The 23,391-nt window shown below is 60.4% G+C and carries 22 protein-coding genes; 6 read left to right on the top strand and 16 right to left on the bottom strand.

Going from position 1 to position 23,391, the window contains the following annotated elements; translation table 11 throughout:
- Positions 1 to 15 precede the first annotated feature (15 nt).
- From GSVR_RS07165 to GSVR_RS07155, 3 genes are all read left to right on the top strand, one after another.
- Positions 16 to 885: a shikimate dehydrogenase gene (locus tag GSVR_RS07165; protein WP_203978827.1), complete on the top strand. Its 870-nt coding sequence runs from the start codon at positions 16 to 18 to the stop codon at positions 883 to 885.
- Positions 882 to 1,418 carry a shikimate kinase gene (locus GSVR_RS07160; protein WP_173197174.1) on the top strand — a complete coding sequence of 179 codons (537 nt, stop codon included), beginning with the start codon at positions 882 to 884 and terminating at the stop codon, positions 1,416 to 1,418. Before GSVR_RS07165 ends, GSVR_RS07160 begins: the two co-directional genes overlap by 4 nt.
- A 214-nt stretch (positions 1,419 to 1,632) precedes the next feature.
- Complete coding sequence (locus tag GSVR_RS07155; RefSeq protein ID WP_173197172.1) at positions 1,633 to 3,258, top strand: NADP-dependent glyceraldehyde-3-phosphate dehydrogenase; 1,626 nt, start codon at positions 1,633 to 1,635, stop codon at positions 3,256 to 3,258.
- Between the two features lie 165 nt (positions 3,259 to 3,423).
- Here GSVR_RS07155 and GSVR_RS07150 read toward each other — a convergent pair whose 3' ends face one another.
- From GSVR_RS07150 to GSVR_RS07110, 9 genes are all read right to left on the bottom strand, one after another.
- Positions 3,424 to 9,060 carry a choice-of-anchor D domain-containing protein gene (locus GSVR_RS07150; RefSeq protein ID WP_173197170.1) on the bottom strand — a complete coding sequence of 1,879 codons (5,637 nt, stop codon included), beginning with the start codon at positions 9,058 to 9,060 and terminating at the stop codon, positions 3,424 to 3,426.
- Positions 9,057 to 9,323 (bottom strand): hypothetical protein, encoded by a 267-nt coding sequence (locus tag GSVR_RS07145; RefSeq protein WP_173197168.1) that lies wholly within the window; start codon positions 9,321 to 9,323, stop codon positions 9,057 to 9,059. Before GSVR_RS07145 ends, GSVR_RS07150 begins: the two co-directional genes overlap by 4 nt.
- Before the next feature lie 667 nt (positions 9,324 to 9,990).
- Positions 9,991 to 10,482 (bottom strand): hypothetical protein, encoded by a 492-nt coding sequence (locus GSVR_RS07140; protein WP_173196728.1) that lies wholly within the window; start codon positions 10,480 to 10,482, stop codon positions 9,991 to 9,993.
- 103 nt (positions 10,483 to 10,585) lie between these two features.
- On the bottom strand, positions 10,586 to 10,849 hold the full coding sequence (locus tag GSVR_RS07135) for a hypothetical protein (protein WP_239077482.1): 264 nt from the start codon (positions 10,847 to 10,849) through the stop codon (positions 10,586 to 10,588).
- A gap of 81 nt (positions 10,850 to 10,930) precedes the next feature.
- Complete coding sequence (locus GSVR_RS07130; protein WP_173196726.1) at positions 10,931 to 11,449, bottom strand: hypothetical protein; 519 nt, start codon at positions 11,447 to 11,449, stop codon at positions 10,931 to 10,933.
- A gap of 22 nt (positions 11,450 to 11,471) precedes the next feature.
- Positions 11,472 to 12,287, bottom strand: coding sequence for a rhomboid family intramembrane serine protease (locus GSVR_RS07125; protein WP_173197166.1), 816 nt, complete (start codon positions 12,285 to 12,287; stop codon positions 11,472 to 11,474).
- A 174-nt stretch (positions 12,288 to 12,461) separates the two neighbouring features.
- Positions 12,462 to 13,874 carry a mercury(II) reductase gene (gene merA, locus GSVR_RS07120; protein ID WP_173197157.1) on the bottom strand — a complete coding sequence of 471 codons (1,413 nt, stop codon included), beginning with the start codon at positions 13,872 to 13,874 and terminating at the stop codon, positions 12,462 to 12,464.
- Positions 13,875 to 14,153: 279 nt separating this feature from the next.
- Entirely contained in the window at positions 14,154 to 14,513 is a 360-nt protein-coding gene (locus GSVR_RS07115; protein ID WP_173197155.1) for a hypothetical protein, read from the bottom strand.
- Positions 14,514 to 14,547: 34 nt separating this feature from the next.
- Positions 14,548 to 14,730, bottom strand: coding sequence for a MerR family transcriptional regulator (locus GSVR_RS07110; RefSeq protein WP_173197153.1), 183 nt, complete (start codon positions 14,728 to 14,730; stop codon positions 14,548 to 14,550).
- A 215-nt stretch (positions 14,731 to 14,945) separates the two neighbouring features.
- Between GSVR_RS07110 and GSVR_RS07105 the strand changes: the two genes are divergently transcribed.
- Positions 14,946 to 15,839: an ATP-binding protein gene (locus GSVR_RS07105; protein WP_173197151.1), complete on the top strand. Its 894-nt coding sequence runs from the start codon at positions 14,946 to 14,948 to the stop codon at positions 15,837 to 15,839.
- Positions 15,840 to 15,940: 101 nt separating this feature from the next.
- On the opposite strand, the gene GSVR_RS07100 is transcribed toward GSVR_RS07105, so the two are convergent.
- The 4 genes from GSVR_RS07100 to GSVR_RS07085 form a co-directional block, all read right to left on the bottom strand.
- Positions 15,941 to 16,168, bottom strand: coding sequence for a hypothetical protein (locus GSVR_RS07100; protein WP_173197149.1), 228 nt, complete (start codon positions 16,166 to 16,168; stop codon positions 15,941 to 15,943).
- Positions 16,169 to 16,180: 12 nt separating this feature from the next.
- Positions 16,181 to 16,609, bottom strand: a complete 429-nt coding sequence (locus GSVR_RS07095) for an ADP-ribose-binding protein (RefSeq protein ID WP_173197147.1) — start codon at positions 16,607 to 16,609, stop codon at positions 16,181 to 16,183.
- Between the two features lie 5 nt (positions 16,610 to 16,614).
- Positions 16,615 to 16,908 carry a hypothetical protein gene (locus GSVR_RS07090; protein WP_173197145.1) on the bottom strand — a complete coding sequence of 98 codons (294 nt, stop codon included), beginning with the start codon at positions 16,906 to 16,908 and terminating at the stop codon, positions 16,615 to 16,617.
- Between the two features lie 259 nt (positions 16,909 to 17,167).
- Positions 17,168 to 18,613: a glyceraldehyde-3-phosphate dehydrogenase gene (locus GSVR_RS07085; protein ID WP_173197143.1), complete on the bottom strand. Its 1,446-nt coding sequence runs from the start codon at positions 18,611 to 18,613 to the stop codon at positions 17,168 to 17,170.
- Between the two features lie 248 nt (positions 18,614 to 18,861).
- Here GSVR_RS07085 and GSVR_RS07080 point away from each other — a divergent pair, with 248 nt between their 5' ends.
- Positions 18,862 to 19,836 carry a hypothetical protein gene (locus tag GSVR_RS07080; protein WP_173197141.1) on the top strand — a complete coding sequence of 325 codons (975 nt, stop codon included), beginning with the start codon at positions 18,862 to 18,864 and terminating at the stop codon, positions 19,834 to 19,836.
- A 101-nt stretch (positions 19,837 to 19,937) separates the two neighbouring features.
- Here the strand turns inward: GSVR_RS07080 and GSVR_RS07075 are convergent, their stop codons facing one another.
- Together GSVR_RS07075 and wrbA are read right to left on the bottom strand one after the other, a co-directional pair.
- Positions 19,938 to 20,141 (bottom strand): cold-shock protein, encoded by a 204-nt coding sequence (locus GSVR_RS07075; RefSeq protein WP_173197139.1) that lies wholly within the window; start codon positions 20,139 to 20,141, stop codon positions 19,938 to 19,940.
- A 110-nt stretch (positions 20,142 to 20,251) separates the two neighbouring features.
- Positions 20,252 to 20,863 carry an NAD(P)H:quinone oxidoreductase gene (gene wrbA / locus GSVR_RS07070; RefSeq protein WP_173197137.1) on the bottom strand — a complete coding sequence of 204 codons (612 nt, stop codon included), beginning with the start codon at positions 20,861 to 20,863 and terminating at the stop codon, positions 20,252 to 20,254.
- A gap of 184 nt (positions 20,864 to 21,047) precedes the next feature.
- Between wrbA and GSVR_RS07065 the strand changes: the two genes are divergently transcribed.
- Positions 21,048 to 21,536, top strand: a complete 489-nt coding sequence (locus tag GSVR_RS07065; protein ID WP_173197135.1) for a BCAM0308 family protein — start codon at positions 21,048 to 21,050, stop codon at positions 21,534 to 21,536.
- Positions 21,537 to 21,571: 35 nt separating this feature from the next.
- On the opposite strand, the gene GSVR_RS07060 is transcribed toward GSVR_RS07065, so the two are convergent.
- Positions 21,572 to 23,215, bottom strand: a complete 1,644-nt coding sequence (locus tag GSVR_RS07060) for a putative manganese-dependent inorganic diphosphatase (protein ID WP_173197133.1) — start codon at positions 23,213 to 23,215, stop codon at positions 21,572 to 21,574.
- Positions 23,216 to 23,391 lie beyond the last annotated feature (176 nt).

Here is a 23,391-nt window from a genome sequence, read left to right as displayed (position 1 = left end):
ACTCTGGAGGAACATGTGAAAAAGGACCTGTCCATATCCCCCGCCACCCGCCTGTGCGCCGTCATCGGCAACCCGGTCGGACACAGCCTTTCGCCTGCCCTGCATAACGCCGCCTTCAACGAACTGGGGCTGGATTTCGTTTACGTGGCCTTCCGGGTCGAGGATGCCGGGGCAGCCCTGGCCGGCATGCGTGCCCTGGAAAACTTCCGCGGCATGAGCGTCACCATTCCGCACAAGATCGAGATCATGAAACATGTGGACGAAATCCTGGAGCTGGACCGCTCGATCGGTTCTATCAACACCGTCATCAATGAAAACGGCAGGCTGATCGGCTTCGGCACCGACGGTCCCGGTGCTCTGAAAGCCCTGCTGGATGCGGGGGTAACTCTCGAGGGCGCCAATGTCCTGATGCTGGGCGCGGGAGGGTCGGCGCGCGCCATCGCCTTTACCCTGGCCCGTTCCGCCCGGCTGGACAGATTGGTGATCCTGGGCACCAACGAGTCCCGGCTCGGCGGACTGGCGGCGGACCTGCAAGCCGGCACAAGCTCACGCATCGAATCCGAACTGCTGTCGGACAGCTCCGTGGCGCGGGCCATGGCACAGGCCGACGTGATCATCAACTGCACCCCGGTCGGCATGCATCCGCAGAGGGACGCCACCCTGGTGCCGGTCGGACTGTTCCGACCGGGGCAGGTGGTGTTCGATGTCGTCTATACCCCCCTCGAAACCCGGTTGCTGGCCGATGCCAGATCGCGTGGCCTCACGGTGGTTTCGGGGGTCGAGATGTTCATTAATCAAGCGGTGCTGCAGTTCGAACGGTTCACCGGCGTCGATGCGCCGGTCCAGGTCATGCGGCGGGTGGTGATGGAAAGGCTCGGGCTATGAACCTCGTGTTGATCGGATACCGCGGAACCGGAAAAAGCAGGGTGGGCATGCTTCTGTCAGCATGCCTGCGGATGCCGTACATTGCCATGGACGCTGCCATCGTCGAACGGGCCGGTCTTTCCATACCGGAAATCGTGGAGCGCCACGGATGGGCAGGCTTTCGCGACCTGGAATCCCGGGAGGCACAGGAACTGGGGGGACGCGACAACCTCGTCATCGATACCGGCGGGGGTGTGATCGAGCGCCCGCAGAATATCGAGGTGCTGCGGGAAAACGCCTGTATCTTCTGGTTGAAGGCGTCGGTCGAGACGATCGTCTCACGCATCCGGAGAGACGACCAGAGGCCTGCGCTGACTGAAGGAAAAAGCTTCACCGAAGAGGTGGCAGAGGTGTTGTCGCGCCGCACCCCGCTCTACCGATCGGCTGCCGACCATGAAATCGAGACCGACCTCCTGACTCCGCGACAGGTGGCGGACAGGATCGTAGAGATCTGGAACGCCCGCTGCTCCTCCGGGGATGCCGCAGCAACGTAACGCCAGCCGGTGCCTGCCCGCTCCGGAAGCCTCTCCCCGCGTTGACTGCCGCCTTGGAGCTGTTAGACTTTTTCTTGAATCCGTGACATCATGCCGTGAAATGCCTGCAAAATGCCGGGAGTAAAACACCCGGGAGAGGCATGGAATCCACGGATTCAGTCTCATCGTAACCCGTTCGGGTGCGGACCTCCGACACCAAAGGAAGGAGCTGCCCATGCCGGAAATCGACCTGCTCGCCACGCTGTTCCCCTCCCCGGAAAACATTCCCGCCGAATTCAGGATGACCGAACCGCTCCACCACACCGAATATCTGCTCGATGGGGAGCTGCGGCGCTGGGACGGTCCGGTGCAGCAGGTGTATTCTCCGGTCTGTGTCGTTGCGAACGGCCAGGAAAGTCGCCAGCACATCGGCAGCTTTCCGTTGATGGGGGAGCCGGAGGCTCTGGCAGCCCTGGAGGCCGCAGAGCGGGCCTTCGACCATGGGCGGGGATACTGGCCGACCCTGGCGGTATCGGGCAGGATCGGACATGTGCAGGACTTTGCCTGGCGGATGAAGCAGCAGCGGGACGCGGTCGTAAACCTGCTGATGTGGGAAATCGGCAAATCGCTGGCCGAGTCACGCAAGGAGTTCGACCGGACATTGGAGTACATTGCCGACACGATCGATGCGCTCAAGGAACTGGACCGGGCCTCGTCCCGTTTCGTCATCGCCCAGGGCATCATTGGCCAGGTCAGGAGGGCACCGCTGGGGGTGACGCTCAGCATGGGCCCGTACAACTATCCGCTGAACGAAACCTTCACGACCCTGATTCCGGCGCTGATCATGGGCAATACCGTGGTGGTCAAGCCTCCCCGCCACGGTATCCTGCTGTTCGCCCCCCTGTTGAAAGCCTTCCGCGATTGCTTCCCTGCCGGCGTGGTGAATGTGCTCTACGGTGCCGGCCGGACCGTCACTCCGCCGCTGATGGCCTCGGGCAGGGTGGATGCGCTGGCCTTCATCGGCAGCAGCAAGGCGGTCAATGCCCTGCAGAAGGCCCATCCCCGTCCGCACCGCCTGCGTGTCGTCCTGGGGCTGGAGGCCAAAAATCCGGCAATCATTCTGCCTGATGCAGATCTGGAAACGGCCGTGTCGGAATGCATCGCCGGAAGCCTGTCGTTCAACGGCCAGCGCTGCACCGCCATCAAGATCATTTTCGTACACGATTCGATAGCCGGCGAGTTCCTGCAACGTTTCTCCGCCGCCATGGGGAAACTGAAATGCGGCATGCCATGGGAGCCGGACGTTAAGATCACGCCGCTGCCCGAACCGGAAAAGCCGGAATATCTGTCCGGTCTGGTTGCAGATGCGCTGCAGCATGGAGCAGAGATCGTCAACGAGGGGGGAGGAGCGAACCTGGCCAGCTTTTTCCACCCCACGCTGGTCTACCCGGTCAGCCCGCAGATGCGCCTGTACCACGAGGAACAGTTCGGACCGGTGGTGCCGGTGCTTCCCTTCAGCACCACCGACACGCCGATCCGCTATATCGTGGATTCTCCCTATGGCCAGCAGGTCAGCGTATTCGGACAGGATCCGGCCTCGCTGTCCGCCCTGATCGATCCGCTTGTCAACCAGGTCTGCCGGGTCAACATCAACAGCCAATGCCAGCGGGGTCCCGACATCTTTCCCTTTACCGGCAGAAAGGATTCGGCCGTAGGCACCCTCTCGGTCAGCGACGCATTGCGTACCTTCTCGATCCGCACGCTGGTTGCGGCCCGGGACTTGCCCGAGAACAAGGCCCTGATCAGCACAATCGTCCGCGAGCGCCGCTCCAACTTCCTCTCCACCGATTTCATCCTCTGACGATCCTGGTTTTCAGCGCCGACTGCTGATTGCTTGCGAACAGACTCCTTCACCACGTCAAAAGGGCCTCCCTGGTTGCTCGGGAGGCCCTTTTGACGCATCTTGACCGAAAACTGCGAAAAGAGACGGGGAGAGAAAGCACCCTCCCCGCCTGCACACATATCACTACGGCGTTCTGACTTCCACCAGGGTCAGGTTGTACATGTCGGTGGTCGGTGCCGTATCGTTGATGGTGACCGTGGTGCCAGCCAGCGGCGTGGTGCTGTTTTGCCGCTGCACCCAATAGGTATCCCAGGTGGGACAGACATACTCGTGCACCATGGCCTGGTTCGGCCCCAGCGTGCGGGCTACGTTGAAAGTCCAGTCATTGCCGACCCCGAACACCCAGGAGTTGTTGCGGGTGGTGACCAGGGAGGCCGTGGGAGCGCCGCTCGGAGCGTTGGCGCTGGCTGTCGCGCCGATGGCCCCGGAACCGTTGGTGCCGGTGGTGTCGACCCCGGTGAAGGACACGACGGTGATAGCACCTGACGGCACATTCTGATTCAAGGTTGCGGTTACCCGCGCGTTGGTCAGCACGGTGGGGGTGAAGGCCCGCCAGATCTCGGCGGTACCGCGCTGGGTATTGGTCCGGGCTACCAGCACCCAGGTCAGCCCTCCGCCGGTGACACTGTTAACGGTAGTCGCGGGTGTCGTGGCGGTCGGATTGCTGGCCGAGACGAAAGCCAGCAGCAGTTCGTTGCCAGCGGTAGTGGAAAATGCTGGGCTGGTCATGGCCTGGATGGCGGTGGCATCGGTGGAGGTATTGACATCGATGGCCAGCATGGAGCCGACTGCTACGGCTGTGCCGCTCAAGGATACGGTCAGCAGCGGCGTGGCAGGATCACTGCTGCTGATGTTGAGTGATGCCGCGAGATTGCCCAGTATGGTCGGTTTGAAACTGACGTTGATGGTGCAACTGGTTCCTGCGGCCAGACTGGTGCCGCAGGTGTTGGATTGGGTAAAATCGGCGGCGTTGGTGCCGCTGAGGGCAATGCTGTTGATGGTCAGAGCGGCCCCTCCCTTGTTGAGCAGCGTCACCATCTGGGGAGTGCTGGTTGTTGTCAGAGACTGATTGGCAAAGGTCAGCGCCGCGGTCGATACGCCCGCTACCGGTGGACCCGGGGGCTGCGGCGTCCTGATTTCCACGGTGCTCAGGTTGTAGCGGTGGTTGGTCGGCGCAGTGTCGTTGATGGTCACCGTGGTGCCGGCCGCTGCCGTGGGAGTGGTCAGCCGCTGAGTCCAGTAGGTGTCCCCCGTCGCGGCCAGCCACTCATGCACCATGGTCTGGTTGGCTCCGAGAGTGCGGGCGGTGGCGCCGTCCCAGTCATTGCCGACCCCGAAAATCCAGGAGTTATTACGGGTGGTGACCAGGGAGGCTGATGGTGCGCCTGTTGCGGCGTTGGCAGTACCGGTCGCTCCGATGGCTCCCGAACCGTTGGTGCCGGTTGCATCGGCCCCGATGAAGCTTACCAGGGTAATCGAAGCCGATGACATGGTCTGGTTGAAGGTTGCGGTCACTGTCCGGTTGGTAAGGGCGGCTGGGGCTAAAGCGCGCCAGATCTCGGCGGTGCCCCGCTGGGTATTGGTACGCTGGACCAGTGTCCAGGTTAGTCCGCCGCCGCTGATCGTTACCCCGCTGGCGGTTGCTGCCGGAGAGGTGGCGGTCTGGTTGCCTGCCGAAATGAACGCCAGCAGCAGTTCGTTCGGCGCAATGGTGCTGAAAGCCGGGGTGGTGATGGTACTGATCGCGGAAGCATCGCGCCACACCGCGGCATCGATGCCCAGCCCCATCACCAGCGAGACGGTATTGGACGGCGGAGATGCCCCGGTCGCACTAACGGCGGTAACGTAGTAGGCATAGGTGCTGCCGCTTGTCAGGCCGTTGTGAACGAAGGTAACCGTGCCCCCGGTACCGGTCGTACCGGTGCCGGTCCGGGTAACCGTGCCGATCTGCGCAAAGGCCCCGCCATCGATGGAGCTCCAGATCGCGAAGCTGGTTTCGTTGTTGGAGTTGTCGGTCCAGCTCAGGGTAATGCCCGTGGTTGATGTGATCTTGGCCGTCAGGTTGGTCGGGGCCGCGGCTGCCACGGAACCGGTGCCGGTCAGCGGAACCGTGACCGTCGGACGGGCCGGATCGTTACTGGCTATCACCAGCGATGCACTCCGGTTGCCTACGGCTGTCGGGGTGAACGTGACATTGATCGCGCAATTGGTACCCGGTGCAAGGCTGGCGTCGCAGGCATTGTTCTGGGCGAAGTCACCGGCATTGGTGCCGGTAATCGTGATGCTCCTGATGACCAGCGACTGGGTGCCGGGCAACCCGTTGTCGCTCAGCGTCACGGCCTGGGCCGGACTGCTCGTGCCGACCAGTTGTGCGGCAAAGGCCCGCGAGGCCGGGCTTACGTTAGCCACAGGGGTGCCGGGCAGCAGGACCACCGGGCGCATCATGTCGTTTTCCTCATGCCCCAGCAAGTGGCAATGCCAGACGTACTCCCAGCCGAAGTTGGTCATGACATTGGTGATCTGGGCCACTGCCGGCATTCCCGGCGGGGGCAGTACCGGCTGGAACATGGTGGTGGAGCCGGCCGGCGAGGTAACGTCCAGCAGGCGGACACTGTCGGGAATGGTAAAGGGAAGATGCATCGCCTTGGGACGTATCGCCAGGATGATGTCTTCGAAGGGGTTGGTCCGGATGGTTTCCTTCCAGCCGATCTCGTCATCGTAGGGAGGTTTGATGGTGTTGGTCCAGTCGACCCGGTTGACCACCTGCACCTCGAAGAGGTGGAAATGGATGGCATGGGAATCGACTCCCAGGTGATTCAGGCGCCACAGCACCGTTTCGCCCGCATTCATGATCTCGGTGGGGGGGTCGACATAGAAGCTGGCGCCGATAACCGGTCCGGCTCCGACGGTCGGGGCCAGGGGATTGGGGGTGGAGCCGAGTACGGCATTCATGCGCCCGAACTCCATATCCAGGCCCTCCACCAGATTCTTGCCGGTCATGATCATGGCGCCGTTCAACAGGGCTGCCGCCATGGCGCCGGTGCCGCCACCGCCGGTAATATAAACGCGGGGAGCAGAGATGTAGCCCGAGCCGGCATTGGTCAGATTGATCGTGCCCACTGATCCGACGGTCACATTGCTCACTGCCGTGGGAGTCACGGTACAGCCGCCGGTGAAGCTGATCGTCGGTGCCTGGAGGTAATTGGAGCCGGGATTGGTAATCGTAACGGTAGTGACCACACCTCCCGACACGGTGGCCGCAGCGGTGGCGCCGGTCCCTCCACCACCGGCTGCCGGGGTGATGGTAACGGTCGGAGGCGCGGTACAGCCGCTGCCGGGAGTCACCAGCGTAATGCCGGTTACGCCGTTCAGGGTTGCGGTGGCGGTAGCGGGGGTGCAGGCGGGAGCCACGCAGCCGACAGGGAAACCGCCGTAGAACGAGACGGTGGGGGGCGTAGTGTAGCCGAAGCCGGGCAGCTCCGTCATTACCCTGGATACCGATTGGGCTGTGCCGGTTGTGTTCAAGGTTTCATCGACGCTGTTGGCGAAGATGTTCTGATAGGTGGTGCCATAGGCGTCGTTGTAAGCTGCTGCCGGTACCAGGGGATGTTCCTGGCCGACGGCAAAGGCCTTTGGCAGGGCGGTTTGCAGGGCGGCCACGTCATAGGGGGTTCCCTTGGCACCTTTGATGCGGATCTGCATGATGGTGCGGGTGTTTGGACCGAAACCGGGCGGCGTTGACGGTGCGCCGCCGATACCTGTCTGATCCGGGGCACCGGTGAAGTAATCGTAGCGCGTGTCGTACAACGGCATCGGTGCCGGTGCATCATTGTAGAGAATCAGCGTGTCGCCGTCGTTGTAACCGGAAAGATCGACGACCACATCCGCACGTACGGCAGGCGGCAGAAGCAATGCCTTGCTGGTGACGCCGCCGAAGGTAACGCTTCTGCGGTTGTAGTCGAAATCCACCGGCTGCGGCGGAACAACCGCAACCTTGGCCAGAAAGCCGGTTTCATTGCCGATCTGGTACATAGTGGGACCGGCGGTGGTCGGATCGGGCACACCGCCCGGTCTGCCGTCCACCGGCCAGGTCGGATAGGCGGGATTCGGGCTGGCGGGTACCATCCTGAGTTCCGTGCCGAGTGTGGCATACGCGGTGGCGCCGCTGCCGCTGCCGGTATCCGTGATGGTTATTGTCGGGGCAGAGGTATACCCGGCGCCGGGGTTGGTAACCGTGATCCCGGTAATGATACCGTTGGACAGCACTGCGGTTCCGGTGGCCGTTACACCGCTCGCAGGGGCGGAAAAGGTAACTGTCGGAGCGGTGTACCCGGAGCCACCGTTACCGACAACCACCGTCAGCGGTTCCGCCTTGTACAGCTGCAGGTTCAGCATCCTGTCGTTGCAGGCATTCAGGATGCGGAAACGCACCGCTGTCGACGGCAGTTCCAGGTACGGATAGGCGGTACCGTTGACGACCGGAGTATCCATGAAGGCTTCCGGCACGATGGTCGGGCTGGGCAGGGTGTTGTTCAGCGCCAGCATGGGCGGGATCATCCAGGGGCCGTAGTCCCACCTGCCCATGACGTTGAATCCGCTCGGGTCATAGATGTTCTCGTTGGGCAGATACTCGTGCGGCAGCCAGAGACTTCCGCCGGGGCTGCCGGGCACATGGGTGTACCAGAGCGGGTCCACGAGCGAGGTCTTGGCTGTGGGGGTTGCACCGGTATTCGCAAAACTGGGGTGGGGATTGGTGGTGTTATCATTGACAAAAGTCTTGTCCTGGATGATCAACGGAATACCGTAGCGGTATTCGGCTATGCCCAGATCGGGCAGAATCCTGGCACTGGCCGGGTTTCCGCCGGAGACGTTGGTGCCGGCGATCAGGTCTTCCTCGACCTGGTCCGTCAGCAGGTAGCCGGCCGCCTCGCCGGCATAGACGTTCAATCGTGTAATGCCGTAAGCGTGGTCGTGGTAGAACATCAGCCGGCCACTCTGCTGATTGGGATAGTAGAATGTTCCGATCCCGTCGCCCGGGCTCGGTGTGTAGCAGGTTGCTCCCCCTTTGCAGGGAATGCCGGAACCGTTGATCATGTCGGGCACGTTCTGGAAGCTGGCCCCTTTTTTATAGGAGGTAGAATCATTGGCGGGTGTAATCCACTGATGGGGGGTACCGTCGCTGATCCAGGGGGTGAAGCCACCGTGGAGATGGATGGTGGCCCGGTTCTGGGTATATTTTTCGGCACCGCCCAGCGGTCCGGTGCCGGTGCCCATGACGGTGGTGTCGACCGGCAATGACAGATTGCCGGCTGCGCCGGTGGGAAGCTGGTTGAAAAACTTGAGCCGCACCGGCCGGTTGCGGTTGGCGATGATCAGCGGGCCCAAGTAATGGGGAGCCGATACATTGGGATCACCGGCGTTGATCTGGTAATAGCCCCTGATCGTTGTGGAGGGCAGGTCCGAGTTCATCTGCTCGGTGTGGTCCTTGAGCCCGATTTCGTAATAATCGGAACCGGAATAGGTATTTTTGTCCGGAACCGCTATGGGAATGTATTGTCCCAGATTGTTCCGGTTGGCATATCCCAGCCCTGGCAATGAATCGACAAACTTTCTGATATTCGGGCTGTTGGTATAGTTGGGCAGGCTGATGTCCACAGCAGGATTGATGCCGGTCGGGGTTGCCGCCTGAACCGGGGGAGCGGTAAGCGTAATCAAGGCTGCAACAGAAAGAACCTTGGACAGAAGATTGGGGGTACTCATTTTTTCACCCCCTTGCCGCCTTTATCGGGCGCTGCGGCGTCTCCGGCTGCGATGCTGGCGTTTCGTGCTTCCAGCGCATCCTGAAAACGCTTTTGGGCCTCCTGCCTCCGCTGGCGAGCCGGCTTTTTCGTTTCCGTGGCTGCGTCCCCCTGAATGCCGGTTTGTACATCTTTCACCGGCTGGGCACGGCCCGGAGCCTCCCAGGCCAGGACCAGAACCGCCAACATCAGGCACATCAGCTTCAGATGCTTGTGCCACTCCATACCGATACCTCCTTTCGAGACTGTGGAATGAGCGTCTTTGATCCTTGTGCTGTCCTGCCAATTGCCGTGGCTGTTCCGCCTGTCACCTCCTTTGATTTCATGATGGTTGTGCACGTGAAAAAAGATAAGCCGACTGGCCTGCCATCAGACTTCTGCCGGGCTTGAAATAGCTCGAAGTCGGATACGTACGTCTGAAGTGAAGATGCCCGAGAAAGCCTCGGTTCAGTCTGCCTGAGTGTTCAGTATTTTTCGGATGGGAAAACCAGCGGATGGACTAGGGCCAACGCCTGAAACGGCTGAGCAATTTAGGTGCCACAAAACAAGTTACTGATATTTAACAATATTTAGCGTTTCGAGCTTTCAAAAATGTAAATCGTTCCGACAAAAGACTGATCGGTTTTACAGTAAGGAAAACTGTTTTACATTTGCCTTTTACAATGTCTGTTTTCGAAAGCAGGTGGGACCCCAGCAATCGTCCTAAGGAAAACTATCGGACGAACGGCTTCGTTGATTCCGGGAAGGGGGTGGGAATAACCGGACGAACGGGATAAAAAAAGCCGCCTTGGAAAAGGCGGCTCAGGGGAAAGCACTTCGGACGGAATCGGAGAGAACAGACGCAATTTTAATAAAAATCGCAACAAAACGACCGATCACTGCACGTGATCGATCATTTCACTTCGTAGGCATCCCCCACATCCTTTACATCGGGGAACTGATCCGGTTCGCAGAGGTTTTCGAGGTTTCGCGCAAGGGCTCCGCACCTGCGGCATTTCGCCATCGGATTGGCTGAAAGGACCTTCATGCGATCGAACTCACCTCTTCTCTTGAGTTCGCACATATGCATCTCGTGCCCCTCATCGGTGCACGTTACAGGTTCCTCCTTCTGCTGGGGTGTGCTGGGGGACACGTCGTTCTTGTCCCACCCGGTCCACTTGCCGGATGCACCAATCCTGGCCGCTTCTTCATCGGTGACCGGCGCGCAATCCTCTTTTTCCCAGGAATCGAGTTCTCCGTTTTCGAGCCGCACCTGAATAGTGGCGCCCGCCTCGGTACAGAGATAGGAGTAACCGATCTCGCCGGTCCTGACATTTCTTACCGGTACGTGTTCCTCCTGTTGCTCGGTCCTGTAGCATACCTTTTCGTATAGAGAGTCTCCCATTGTCGACACCTCCTTCTTTGCCCGACACTCTCCTTTTCAGTATAGCAGGTATGTCCGGCAAACACATCCGGTACCGTCCCGAGTGGGGGCCGGAGGGGCGGCGCTACAGCAGAAACTGTTTCGCGATGGTCTGCATGCCGCCGGTCTCCCGGTCGACGGCCGACTGCCGTTCGAGAGGAGTCAGCATGTCCTGCAAATATTTACGTGCCGCTTTGCGACTGCCGGCAATCGTCTCAGCCATCTTGCACAGAATCCCTACCGGCAGCCCGGAACGGAATCCCTCAACAAGCCTGGCAATCTCATCGCGACGCTGTGCCGGACTCCAGGTTTTATAGAGAGCAGCTCCCAAATCGTGGTTATTCATCATGTTCCATCTCTCCAATCAAAGTAGGTAGTGCATCACAAAGGGCCGTCCGTGCCGCATCCACCGTTACTCCCCTCTTCGTATCTACTGGCCCGGCCTGGCGGAAGGGGGGGGAGGCACCACCTGGATCGGCGGGTTCCCCGGGGCCGGGGTGGGCGCCGGTGCCGGCGTTATTTGTCCGGGAGCCGGGGTGATCCCGGGAGTCGGCCCCGGAGTGGGCACAGGCGTGAATACCGGCAAGGGGACCGGCGTGGCTGTCGGGGCCGGTGTGGCTCTCGGTACCGGCGTGGCTGTTGGTGTCGATGCCGGTGTCGGTGCCGGCGTCGGCCGCGGGGTGGCTGACGGCGATGGTGCGGCCCGGGTCACCGGTGTGGCTGCCGGTGCCGGGGCAGCCGTCGGTGCCGGGGAGCCTGTCGGCGGCGGAGAGGCCGCAGGGGCTGTTGTGGCCGTGGGAACAACTACCTTGGCCCTGTCCCGATAGCGGACCGGCACATCCTCCAACTGGTTGGCGTAATGCACGGTATTTTCGGCATCGGTCCAGGTATAGATATCGGCATGGGCATAGGTACCGGTCAACAGCAACAGCAGAAATAATTTTCTCATCACGACCTCCAGCGGATTTCGATCAGAAGAAAGCCCCCACCAGTGCCCAGCCAAGGACAGCGATCGTTGCAACGGCGCACAGAACCGCAATTGCGCGATAGGCGGCAGATTCGGCTCGGCGCTGATCGTAGCCCAATAGCCTGCCCAGGATGATGCCGGCGACAACGCCTCCGCCATGGCCCCAGTTGTTGATGCCCGGGATGATCAGACCGAAGATCGCCAGGCTGATCACCCAGCCGCTCACTTCCCGGTACACCGAATTGCCGTAGGCTCCTCCCCTGCTTTTGCCGAAGTACAGCAAAGCGCCGATCAGGCTGCACACCCCGGCCGAGGCCCCGATGGTAAATGCCACGCCGGCCAGATAGGAGACCCAGAATCCGAACACGCCACCCAGGGTATAGATGGTGAACATCCTGCTGGGGCCGAACTCGCTGGAAACCCATGGCGCTATCTGGCGCATGGCCATCATGTTGAAGATGATATGGAAAATCCCGCCATGCAGGTAATTCGCACTTAACAGGGTCCAGACCCGTCCGAAATGGTCAATCGGAACCGTACCGGTCGCTCCCAGCACCAGCAGGCTGGTCTTGTCCGGCGCCAGCAGTCCCAGCACTCCTCCTCCGGCGCTGCCCCGGGAGTATATCAGCGACACGGCATACCATATGATATTGGCGGTGATGATCGCCTTGACCAAGCCCTCGCCACCCAGTGCGCCGCGCGACCAGGACAGCAGTTGCCACCAGGGTGCCGTGCGGGAGGTGCCGCACCAGGAGCAGACCGATTCGTCGCTTCCGATCAGCCGCCGGCACCGCGGACATAAGACTGCACGTTGCGTCATGAATATCCCTCTTAACGTGAAAAGCATTGAAAGCACAAGACACGAGATACCTGGAAACCCGGATTTTTTCCGGGGGAGAGTCTGATTCTTCGGTTTCAGGCAGCCAGGATTTCTCTCTGTATTTTCGCGTCTCCGTGTTTAACCATTATTCAGGCTCTTCTCCGAGTCAACCTGTCATTCGGCGCAGCAGGAAAGCTTGCTGAGGTCCCGGCTGAAACCCTGGGCACAAAGCTTCAGCCCTTCCCCGATGGAAGGATAGACATGCATGGTCGTGGCAAGATCTTCCACCGTTGCCTTCAGGTGCAGGGCCAGAGCGGCCTCGTTAATCATTTCCGCACCGCGGTGACACGCCAGGTGCACGCCGAGCAGTCTGCCGGTGGCGCGGTCGGCGACCATCTTGATCACGCCCGCTGTGGCACCGGTTACATGGGCCTTGGGAATGGCGCTGGCCGGGATGGTGTTGACCATCACATCGTAGCCCGCCTGCCGGGCGCTCTCCTCCCCATGGCCGACCATTCCCACCTCGGGATCGGTAAAAATGGCCATGGGAGCGGTCAGATAATCCATGGTGCAGCCACAGCCGGGATTGAACATGTCGTCCACCGCCACGATGCCCTCCCGGGCTCCCACCGTGGCAATCATCATCCCGCCGGTGACATCGCCGGCAGCCCAGATTCCGGCGGCGCTTGTACGCATGGAGCTGTCGGTCTTGATAAAGCCCTTACCGTCCATTTCCACGCCGGCATTGTTCAGGCCGATATCGGCCGTGGCAGGGGTGGTTCCCAGAGCCAGCAAGAGTTTCTCACCCGAAAACCTCAGGCGCTCTCCGCGCACCTCGACCTCCACCACGCTCTGGCCATCCGCCTGCCCCACCGAGCACACCGTCGCATCCGGCACGATTGCCAGCCCTTCCCGCGCGAGTATATCCTGGATGGCTTCGGCCGGTTCCCGCTCGACTGCAGGCAGCAGCCGCGGTCCGTGCTCGAGGATGGTCAGCCGGCATCCCAGGCGGTGGTACATCTGGCCCAGTTCCACCGCAATCACTCCCCCCCCGATCATCACCAGCGAGGCGGGGATCTTGTTGGTCAAAAGAGCGCTGCGGCTGGTCAGATAGCCGCACTGGTCAAGGCCGGGGATAGCAGGAACGCGCGGCACTCCCCCCACCGCCACCAGAAAGCGGTCGGCGCGAAACCGGCGCTCGTCGACCCTGATCGTGTGGAGGTCCTCGAAACGGGCCGTCCCTTTGACCACTTCCAGCCCCGGCATTTGCTTGAGCACATCGAGATAGCGCTCCTGCCGGAGCTTTAATACCACTTCATCCCGATGAACTGCAAGCCGTTCATAATCGAGTCCGCCGCTCGCCTCACTGATCGGGAGTCCGAGTCCGGCCCCCAGATGGGCCTCGTAATTGAACAGCGCAGCATGGATCAGCGTCTTGCTGGGAATGCAGCCCCAGTTGATGCAGGTCCCTCCCAGGACGCTCTTCTCGCACATCAGCACCCGGGCCCCGTAGGACGAAGCTCGTAAAGCCGCTGCAAAGGCGGTTGAACCGGAGCCGAGGATGATCAGGTCGGGCGCGCTCTTCATAATTCCTCTCTGTCACAGTCTAGCGCAAACCGCCCGGCCTGCCAATCGCTCTCACACAACAAAGGCCGTCGATCCGGCGGCCTTTGTGGGGCGAGTCCCAGTGGGAAACGCCGCAATCCCATAAGGTTGTTGAAGAACAGGCATCTCGCCGCCGCCCTCATCAGTCCTCTTGTGCGGCGTAGCGCTGTTTATACCCTTGGGTGCTACGCCTCCGCAGGGCTTCCTGCGGGTGCGACGACCTACCCCATTTTTGAAAAACCTGGGGATTTCAACAGCCGGCTAATCCACGGGATTACCCTTGGTTTCCACATCGAAAATAGTCATCAGGCTGGCGGGGCTGTAATCGCACACCTGTACCCGCTCGCCGCTCTTGCCACGATACACCCACTCGATCCGGTCACCCGATGCATCGTGCAACAGATTCACCCGTTTACCCCCCAGGCGCTTCAGTTCCTTCCACATATCGTCCAGGGTCAGCAACTCGAAACCGGCCATCTCGGCATATCCGCTCGCGTTTTCTTCGAATCTCTCTATCAGGTCGATATCCAGGAAATCCTGCTCCTTGCGCCACCACTTCACGAAACGGTGACTTTCGTCTCTCCGTTCATCCAACTGCTTGATTATCTCGGACTCCCTCATGTCGCACCTCCTGTCCCTTCCTGCGAGGAGCGTTTCAGATTCCGGTCATCTCCTGCACCTTGAGTTCCACGTCGTTTATGTTGATCGTATCCACCCGTGCTCCGGTCATCTCGGCACGCACCACGCCATCCTCGACCCATTTCAGGATCAGCGGTATTTCCAGTCCGAACTTGTCGGCAATCTCTTCCACGGTGTACCAGGTTTTATCGATGGACATGGCCAGCTCCCTTCTGCCGCCTGGATCTTGTCAATGATAGTATAACACGCCCGTGCGCAAAGGCAGCAGGCGGAAACGGGGACCGGGTACGGAAAGGGGGTGGGCTGCAGGAAGGTCGATTTGGTTTGACAGCGGACGAGCGCGCAGTGTATTTAATATGGCTTTTCGCGCCCTTTCGGACTTTGGTCCGTTCATTCCCCTGTAAGAGAGATGCCATGTTCAATCTGAAACCCGACGTAGTTGCCCGGCTCGAGCGTGTGCTCAGCTCGGTTGAAATGCTGCTGCCGCAAGCCATCGCCCCCATCGACTGGTCGACCTGCCATGCCGCCAACTGGCGCCGCCACTCATTTTCCGGCTACCTGGAACCGGTCAAGGTGACCGATACAACCACCCTGAAAGAGCTGCTGGGCGTGGATGAGCAGAAGGAGATCATGGTCAACAACACCCGCCAGTTCCTGAAGGGGCTGCCGGCCAACAATGCCCTGCTGTGGGGATCACGCGGCTCGGGCAAGTCTTCGCTGGTGAAGGCCCTGCTGAACGAGTTCGCTCCCCAGGGGCTGCGTTTCATCCAGGTGGAGAAAGAAGACCTGATCTACCTCTCCGAAATCTTTACCGCCGTGGAAAACCAGCCGTACCGCTTCATTCTGCTGTGCGACGACCTGACCTTCGAAGTGGGAGAGCTCAGCTACAAAATGCTGAAAAGCGCCCTGGACGGGTCGGTCTATTCGGCTCCCGAAAACGTCCTGATCTATGTCACGTCCAACCGCCGCCATCTGTTGCCCGAATACGAGGGGGATCACCTGGGGGGGAAATATGTGCGGGGGGAACTGCAGCAGAGCGAGGCCATCGAGGAAAAGGTTTCCCTGTCCGACCGTTTCGGCATCTGGGTCGCCTTCTATGCATTCTCCCAGGACCGCTACCTGGATGCGGTGCGCCTCAACGTGGAGCGCGAGGCCCGCGAGCGCAAGATGGATATCCCCTGGAGCAGGGAACTGGAACGGGAGGCCGTCCAGTGGTCCCACGACAAGAGCAAACGCTGCGGCCGGACCGCCTTCCAGTTTTCGAAGAACTGGGTGGGACGGTATCTGCTCGAAAAACAGGGGGCCTGAGCGTCACCATCGGCAGCACCCGATAACGCCCCGCAGGCATCAAGCCGCGGGGCGTTTCTGTAACGGGAAACCTGATCCGGCGCAGGAAAGCCGGCAGGCAATCAATGCTGGCCACACCCCCGGCAGGCCGAGGCACAGGAAGTAGTAGACTCGGCCGAAATGGGGCCATGGGTCCGGAAATGCGCCAATGATTGCCGTGAAATGCGCCACTCCCCTTCCACCAGCTCTCCCTCCAGCTCTTTCCGCTTGAGCAGCATCAGCACCTTCATCTCGGTGGTTGCCAGTTCTGCCGCCGCCTCGGACAATGTTGCGATGTTTTCAGTTTCCATGTTCTTCTCCCTTCATTCGATGCGAATCACGGTGAAACGCTGGTCGAACATCGGCTCAAGCAAAGGCCGTACCATGCCCCACTCGAGCCCGCCATAGCCGCAGCCGGGGCGCGGCACCACCACCCGGGTCCACCCCTCATGATCGGCCAGCATCCGCAACTCTTGGGCGGAACGCGCGATCAGCAGCGGATCAGGCAGACTCCAGGCGGTTTCTTCCACTGGAAAACTGACCAAGCCGTGGCCAAGCGGGAAGACATGATTGCCATGCTCCAGAAGCAGCCCCCCCAGCCGATGAGCAAGATCCGGATAGCGTGCACCCGCCTGGCGCGCACAGCCCCGCCCGAAAACGGCCCGGCCGTCCCCGGTGACCGTGCCATTGGTCGTGATCGCAATCACCGCCTGCCCTGCAAAGCCCCACATGTCTGCGACGATCTCCTGCATCACGCTCACTCCTCGTCCAACAGCTCCCGGGCCGTGCCCACCAGAAAATCGAAAACATCCTCACGGGTTTCGACGAAGCGCGGCATATCCCGGTTAAGGAGGTCCTCCAGCATATGCAGCACCCGCCCGTCGTCGCTGCCGAGCGCGTCCATGACGGCAGCCGCCATCGGCAGGATCTCGTAAAGATCATCGCGGTTGAAGGGATGGGGATCGGGCTTGCCGGCGAACTTGGGCTCATTGCGGCGGGCAATGTCACGGGGGTATTTGTACTTGAGATCCGAAGGCTTGATCATGATCATGACAGGAACTCCGTGCGCCGTTTTGGAAGGCGATACGCCTCTTTTTAAGGCACCGCCGCGTAACGCCCCCGCGTGCCTGCGGCATCGGGCGCGGTTTTGAAGGCAGGGTGGCTGCCCTCGATCCTGTAGCAGCACGTTTCGTACCATACGGGGTGAACCGTCACAACCGGCAGAATCTTTTTAGTTACAATAAAACAGTGACTGCACGAAAAAGGGCGCCGCAAGGGGCGCCCTTCGAGGACTGGAGGATCGAGTGTGTCTAATTGGGGAGTGAGGGAAGCTCCAGGCCGGCCATCTTCTGCACCATGCGCACAACCTGACAGCTGTAACCGAACTCGTTGTCGTACCAGACGTACAGGACACAGCGGTTGCCCTGAACGATGGTTGCCAGGGAGTCGACCACCCCGGCATGGCGCGATCCGACGAAATCGCTGGAAACCACCTCGGGTGAATTGGTGTAGTCGATCTGGTTCTGCAGCGGAGAATCGAGAGAGATATCGCGCAGATACCCGTTCAGTTCGGCCACGTCGACTGACCGCCCCAGTTCCAGGTTCAGAATGGCCAGCGACACATTGGGGGTCGGCACGCGGATGGCATTGCCGGTCAGCTTGCCGGCCAGCTCGGGGATAACCTTGGCAACCGCCTTGGCGGCGCCGGTCTCGGTAATGACCATGTTGAGCGGGGCGCTGCGCCCGCGGCGATTGTTCTTATGATAGTTGTCGATCAGGTTCTGGTCGTTGGTATAGGAGTGGCAGGTTTCCACGTGACCGCTGAGAATGCCGAAGCGGTCGCTGATCGCCTTCAACACCGGCACGATGGCATTGGTGGTGCAGCTGGCAGCGGAGAAGATCTTCTCGCTGCGCGTGATCAGCTCGTTGTTGACGCCGGCCACTACATTGGGAATGTCCCCTTTGCCCGGGGCGGTCAAAATCACCTGGCTGATGCCCTGTGCCTTCAGATGACGCCCCAGACCTTCGCGGTCGCGCCACTTGCCGGTATTGTCGATCAGAATGGCATTGTGGATCCCGTACTGGCCGTAATCCACGTTCTCGGGAGCATCGGCATAGATGATGCGAATCATGTTGCCGTTGACGATGATTGCGTTTTCTTCCTCATCGACTGTGATTACCCCGTGAAACTGGCCATGCACCGAGTCGCGGCGCAGCAGGCTGGCACGCTTGACCAGATCGTCGGCACTCCCCTTGCGGACTACTGCGGCACGCAGGCGCAATTTTTCACCGCTGCCCGACTTCTCGACCAGAATGCGGGCCAACAGCCTTCCGATCCTTCCGAAACCATAGAGTACGATATCCTGCGGCTCTTCCAGTATCGGGCTGCGGCCGGTATTGACTGCTGCCAGCTCCTGCCGGACGAACTCTTCCACCCCCATCGTGCCCCCCAGGGCCTGATAGCGGACCGTCAACCTGCCGATATCGATTCTGGCCGGTGCCAGATCGAGCTTGGCAATGGCCTCGAGAATGGGAAGCGTCTCCCGCACCGACAACTCGCTGTCCAGGATCTGACGGGCGAAGCGATGCGCCTTGATGATGTCGATCGTGGCGCTGTGAACCAGCGAACGGCCATATACCGTGGTAACGATGTTGTGGTCGCGGTACAGACGGCCGATCAGGGGAAGCATCAATTCAGCGTGTTCTTCCAGTCCTTGCCAGTCCTTCAGATAATCTTCCTGTTTCTGATTGCTCATGCTTCATTCCTTCTCTTCGTTCGAATTTCACCCTGAAGGGCAAGATTGCCGGGCCGCATCACGGTCTCAAGGGCCGCCGCTGAATCGGGCGCTTTTATCGTCGCTAAAACTTACTCATTGCGCCGCCCCTGTCAAGAAGAAACAGTGCCTACCCGCAAAATGCCGGCCTCGCAGGCACTCCCGCTCCATCGGCCGGGGCTGTTCCGGGGCTGCATTGACGAGTGCCGATTCCCTTGGTATCTTCCTCTATGATTCGCCTGCCGCTCGTCATCGCCTTTTTCCTGTTTGTTGTCGTACGCCCGCTGGGGGCCGAGGAATTGACGCTCCTGGGGGGAGGCATGCATTCATTCGACGACCGGGAAAACTCCTATGCCTGGCAGCTTGATTATCGGGAGCGCTTTGGCGACCGTTTCGCGGCCAGCATCTCATACCTGAATGAAGGACACGTATCCGATCATCACCGCGATGGTCATACCCTCACCCTGTGGACCCACACCGGCCTGTTCGACGACAGGTTGAATCTCGCGCTCGGCGCGGGCCCCTACTTCTATTTCGACACCATCGGCAGGTCCGGCGGCTCCGCCAATGATCACGGCTGGGGCGCGCTTTTCAGCCTGGCAGCCACCTGGCATGCCGAAAAGGACCTTCTGGTGCAGGTCCGCCTGAATGGAGTCAAGACCGCATCAAGCATCGACACCGTCTCGATCCTTGCAGGGGTCGGGCTCAACCTGGAAACCGCCCCCGGCAGATCCGCCGTACAGTCTGACGACAGCCGCCCGAAAACCGCTCGCAACGAACTGACGCTCCTTTTCGGCCAGACGGTGGTGAACAGTTTCGATTCGGACAAATCAATGGCGGTGAGCCTGGAATACCGGCGCAGACTCCTGCAATACATGGATGGCACCATCGGCTGGATCTACGAAGGGGATAACCGGCTGATACGGCGGAATGGAGTGAGCGTTCAGATCTGGGGAGCGAAAGACTACCTTGACAAGCACGTATCGCTGGGGATTGGCGCAGGGGGATACATCTCGGTGGACCACTACTACGACCAGAACCGGCAACAGCAGGAGGGGGGACGGTCGCTTTCAGGAATCGTCACCCTGACAGCCGCCTATCTCTTCAATCCCGCCTATGCTCTCCGTGTTTCCTGGCATCGCATCGTAACCGACTACGATCGCGATACTGATGTCCTGTTGGGGGGACTCGGCTACCGCTTTTGACGGTATCCCCTTATCCCTTATGTCCGGCAAATGAATAATTATGCTGACGAGAAAGAAAGCCTGCCGAAGACAGGCTCTTGCTCCAATGATGAATTTACCGGCTAGCTCTTCTGGACATTTTCCGCCTGAAGCCCCTTCGGCCCCTTGACCACGTCGAAGCTGACCTTGTCCCCCTCTGCCAGGGTTTTGAATCCGCTGCCCGCAATGGCGGAAAAATGCACGAACACGTCGCCGCTGCCGTCATCCTGGGAGATGAAACCGAATCCCTTACTCTCGTTGAACCACTTTACCGTTCCTGTCGCCATTGCAGTTGTCTCCTTTTATTCTCGAACGTTTGGGCCGCCTGGTTAACTTTACCATGTCATTAAAATTTTTCCAGTCGCCGGGCATGGGGGTATCAACCGGACGTGATGCGTCAGGCCGCCAGCTTGGCAGCAATCGTTGCCGTATGCCTGCCCTGAAACCGTGCCGCTGCCAGCTCGTTTTCGCTGGGAAGCCGCTCTCCCTGACCTCCGGCGATCGTGGAGGCACCATACGGGGAACCGCCGGTGATTTCATCGATCCTCATCTGTCCGGCAAAGGTGTAGGGAAGGCCGACTATCACCATGCCCTGGTGCAGCAGAAAGGTATGAAAAGTCAGAATGGTCGATTCCTGTCCGCCATGCTGCGTTGCACTGCCGGTAAAAACACCGCCGACCTTGCCGACCAGACCGCCGGTGAACCAGATCCGGCCGGTGGCGTCGAGGAACTGGCGCATCTGGCCGCACATGTTGCCGAAACGCGTCGGAGTGCCGAAAATGATGGCGTCATACCCGGTCAATTCGTCGACCGTGCAGATCGGGATATGGCTGAAGGCCTGCTGCGGCCCGACCGCCCCCATTTGCTCCAGTACCTCCTGCGGGAGCGTTTCCGGCACGCGGCGAACGACCGCCTCGGCGCCCTCGACCTCGCGGACCCCTGCCGCAACCTCTTCCGCCATTCGATAGATGTGACCGTACATGGAATAAAACAGTACCAGAACTTTCATAACACCCTCCTGAACCGTGAAATATACCAATATAAATACTATATCATGCCCGGGTCCGGATGATAAGCAGCACAACAGGCCTCGCTTGCATACCGTATTCGAACTGCTATTCTTCTGGTAAGCGGTTGCGGTAAACGCTGAGCGATAACGCTGAAAGCATCCTGATGTGAAGGAGGCCCCTGCGATGGTAACCACCACCAGAAGGATCGAGGAGAGAGGGCAGCGCACCCCCCGAAGCCTGAATCCCTATGATGTCGAGGGTATCAGGGGAACCGCCTTCTGCGAGTGCGGCGCGGTTTTTCGGAGTAAACGCTGGTACAGCGGAGATGGCGGGGCAGCGGCACCGGAGGCGCGCAGACTGGTCTGCCCGGCCTGCCGGCGCACTGCAGACGATAACCCGGGGGGCATCCTGTTCATGCGGGGTGATTTCTTCTCGAAACATGAGGACGAGTTACGCGGCCTGGTCCAGCAGATAGGACAATCGATCACCCACAAGAACCGGCTCAGCAGGATCATGAAGATCACCAGCGAAGCCGGCGGCATAGCGGTGGCCACGACAGATGCGAAGCTGGCCCAGAAGCTGGGGCGGGAACTGTTCAAATCCCATCACGGGGAATTGAACTTCAAGTGGAACGACAAGGAGGAAGCAGTGCGGGTCTACTGGTCACGCTGATAGGCAATCGGCCTTTCCGGCCGCCCAGAACACTCCTACAGGGCGCCCAGCACCTTCATCAGGTGCGGCACCATCTGCTTTTTGCGCGACAAAACCCCTTTCAGCTCATACAGTTGCGGTTCGAGTTGGGGATACCCCATCACATGGGCCAGCTCGTTCTTTCCCTCCGTCAGCAGGAGTGTCGTCTCGCTGTAAATGTCGGTCACCATCACACCGGCCAGATCGAGGCGATCCTGATGCCTGACCCGCTTGAGAGCCTCGGCCACCTGATCCTTGATCCTGTAGAACTCATCGAAACCAACCACCTCCACCTGTCCGATGCCGAAGGAGACACCGGCGGAAGCGAAATGCTTGAAGTCCGCCAGAACGGCTTTCTCGGGGCTTCCGTAGGCGCCGAACCCGCTGCACGACAGGAAAATCTCCTTGCCGAAGACACCATGATCGAGCCCGGAGTGTTCCTCCAGCCACTCGGTCATCTCCCGGTCGCGACCGGTGGTGGTGGGGGACTTCAAAATGACGGTATCGGAAAGGATGCCGGCCAGGAGCAGGCCGGCAATGGTGCGATCGGGCACGATGCCGCGCTCGCGATACAACGAGGCTATCACGGTGCAGGTGCTGCCGACCGGCACGGCCATGAAGGTTATGGGCTGGCTGGTGGGGGAGTTTCCCAATTTGTGGTGATCGATGACTTCCAGAATCTCGACGTCACCGGCCCCGAGCACCGCCTGTGCCAATTCGTTGTGGTCAACCAGGATCAGGGCGTACGGAATCGGGGCCAGCAGCGACGATTTCGTGGCCACCCCGGCGATGGTTCCGTCCACCTCGACCGCCACCACGGCCGGCTCGCCCGAATGGAGCATCTTGAGCCGCAGGTCGGTCAGCGCCTCCCCTACCCCGATCGTTTCGAAGCGCGGCTCGACAAAGCAGGCCAACGGCGTGGAAAGACGGGCCAGCCAGGCGGCGGTGGCGGTATCGTGCGGTGTCGTCATCACCGTGACTCCGGCCTGCCGGGCCTTGTTCAGCAGTTCGTCGGCAATGGCAAACCCGCCGGTCACCACCAGCAGCCGCACCCCCCGCTCGATGGCAGCCAGTTGGATCGAGGGGCGGTCCCCAGTCAGGATCAGCAGGGAATTCGCCTCATAACCGGCAATTTTGCCGGAAAAGGATTCCTCGATCATCGCACCGATAAAGAGGTGCAGATGCTCCACCTCATCGGCCGGGTCACCAGCCAGAAAGGTCCCCTCCAGGCAGCCCGCCAGTGAGGCCAGCGACGTATCGATCCCTCTCGTACGGTCTGAACCCGCCACCAGAAATTTTTCCGACAGCTTCAGCAGCGAAACCATACCAACCGGGACACGGGCGGAGTCAACCACCGGCAGGACCCGGATCGCGTGCTGATGGAACAGCTGCAGGGCATCCCGCAGGGGGGCACTGGCCATGGCAGTGACCGGCTCGCGCTTGATGATGTCCCTGACCTTCGGATGGACGTCAGGCAGCACCGGCGGCGGCTCAATCCCGAGCCGCTCCAGCACGTAACGGGTCTGGGGGTTAGGCTCGCCTGCAGCTGCGGCAACGACATTGGACTGGCCAAGCTGGCGCTTCAGAGCGGCATAGGCGATGGCTGACGCAATCGAATCGGTATCGGGATTACGATGTCCGATGACGAAGATTTTTTTCATGGAACCTGTTCCCCTTGTTCGTGTAGCGCGACAGTATAGGCATGGCATTTCGGCTTGTCAAACCGGAGCCGGGGCGCCTGTTTCCCCATGTGTCACTACCTGGTCTTTCTCTTACTCACGGCGTTTGACGGCTGTTCATATCGCTTTCATCCAGACGGAAAACAAGCGTGAATCGC

It is taken from the genome of Geobacter sp. SVR, from assembly GCF_016865365.1.
Taxonomy (GTDB): Bacteria; Desulfobacterota; Desulfuromonadia; order Geobacterales; family Pseudopelobacteraceae; genus Pelotalea.
Note: the sequence above shows the minus strand (reverse complement) of the source record. Positions and strands in the feature narration are given on the sequence as shown.

Excerpts from the sequence above, each read along its gene's own strand:
- GSVR_RS07090 (WP_173197145.1), bottom strand. The coding sequence starts at position 16,908 with ATGATCATGATCAAGCCTTCGGATCTCAAGTACAAATACCCCCGTGAC.
- GSVR_RS07145 (WP_173197168.1), bottom strand. The coding sequence starts at position 9,323 with ATGGAGTGGCACAAGCATCTGAAGCTGATGTGCCTGATGTTGGCGGTT.
- GSVR_RS07115 (WP_173197155.1), bottom strand. The coding sequence starts at position 14,513 with ATGAGGGAGTCCGAGATAATCAAGCAGTTGGATGAACGGAGAGACGAA.
- merA (WP_173197157.1), bottom strand. The coding sequence starts at position 13,874 with ATGAAGAGCGCGCCCGACCTGATCATCCTCGGCTCCGGTTCAACCGCC.
- GSVR_RS07085 (WP_173197143.1), bottom strand. The coding sequence starts at position 18,613 with ATGAGCAATCAGAAACAGGAAGATTATCTGAAGGACTGGCAAGGACTG.
- GSVR_RS07130 (WP_173196726.1), bottom strand. The coding sequence starts at position 11,449 with ATGAGAAAATTATTTCTGCTGTTGCTGTTGACCGGTACCTATGCCCAT.
- GSVR_RS07155 (WP_173197172.1), top strand. The coding sequence starts at position 1,633 with ATGCCGGAAATCGACCTGCTCGCCACGCTGTTCCCCTCCCCGGAAAAC.
- GSVR_RS07100 (WP_173197149.1), bottom strand. The coding sequence starts at position 16,168 with ATGGAAACTGAAAACATCGCAACATTGTCCGAGGCGGCGGCAGAACTG.
- GSVR_RS07095 (WP_173197147.1), bottom strand. The coding sequence starts at position 16,609 with ATGCAGGAGATCGTCGCAGACATGTGGGGCTTTGCAGGGCAGGCGGTG.
- GSVR_RS07080 (WP_173197141.1), top strand. The coding sequence starts at position 18,862 with ATGATTCGCCTGCCGCTCGTCATCGCCTTTTTCCTGTTTGTTGTCGTA.
- wrbA (WP_173197137.1), bottom strand. The coding sequence starts at position 20,863 with ATGAAAGTTCTGGTACTGTTTTATTCCATGTACGGTCACATCTATCGA.
- GSVR_RS07150 (WP_173197170.1), bottom strand. The coding sequence starts at position 9,060 with ATGAGTACCCCCAATCTTCTGTCCAAGGTTCTTTCTGTTGCAGCCTTG.
- GSVR_RS07065 (WP_173197135.1), top strand. The coding sequence starts at position 21,048 with ATGGTAACCACCACCAGAAGGATCGAGGAGAGAGGGCAGCGCACCCCC.
- GSVR_RS07140 (WP_173196728.1), bottom strand. The coding sequence starts at position 10,482 with ATGGGAGACTCTCTATACGAAAAGGTATGCTACAGGACCGAGCAACAG.
- GSVR_RS07060 (WP_173197133.1), bottom strand. The coding sequence starts at position 23,215 with ATGAAAAAAATCTTCGTCATCGGACATCGTAATCCCGATACCGATTCG.
- GSVR_RS07160 (WP_173197174.1), top strand. The coding sequence starts at position 882 with ATGAACCTCGTGTTGATCGGATACCGCGGAACCGGAAAAAGCAGGGTG.
- GSVR_RS07125 (WP_173197166.1), bottom strand. The coding sequence starts at position 12,287 with ATGACGCAACGTGCAGTCTTATGTCCGCGGTGCCGGCGGCTGATCGGA.
- GSVR_RS07135 (WP_239077482.1), bottom strand. The coding sequence starts at position 10,849 with ATGATGAATAACCACGATTTGGGAGCTGCTCTCTATAAAACCTGGAGT.
- GSVR_RS07110 (WP_173197153.1), bottom strand. The coding sequence starts at position 14,730 with ATGTCCATCGATAAAACCTGGTACACCGTGGAAGAGATTGCCGACAAG.
- GSVR_RS07075 (WP_173197139.1), bottom strand. The coding sequence starts at position 20,141 with ATGGCGACAGGAACGGTAAAGTGGTTCAACGAGAGTAAGGGATTCGGT.
- GSVR_RS07105 (WP_173197151.1), top strand. The coding sequence starts at position 14,946 with ATGTTCAATCTGAAACCCGACGTAGTTGCCCGGCTCGAGCGTGTGCTC.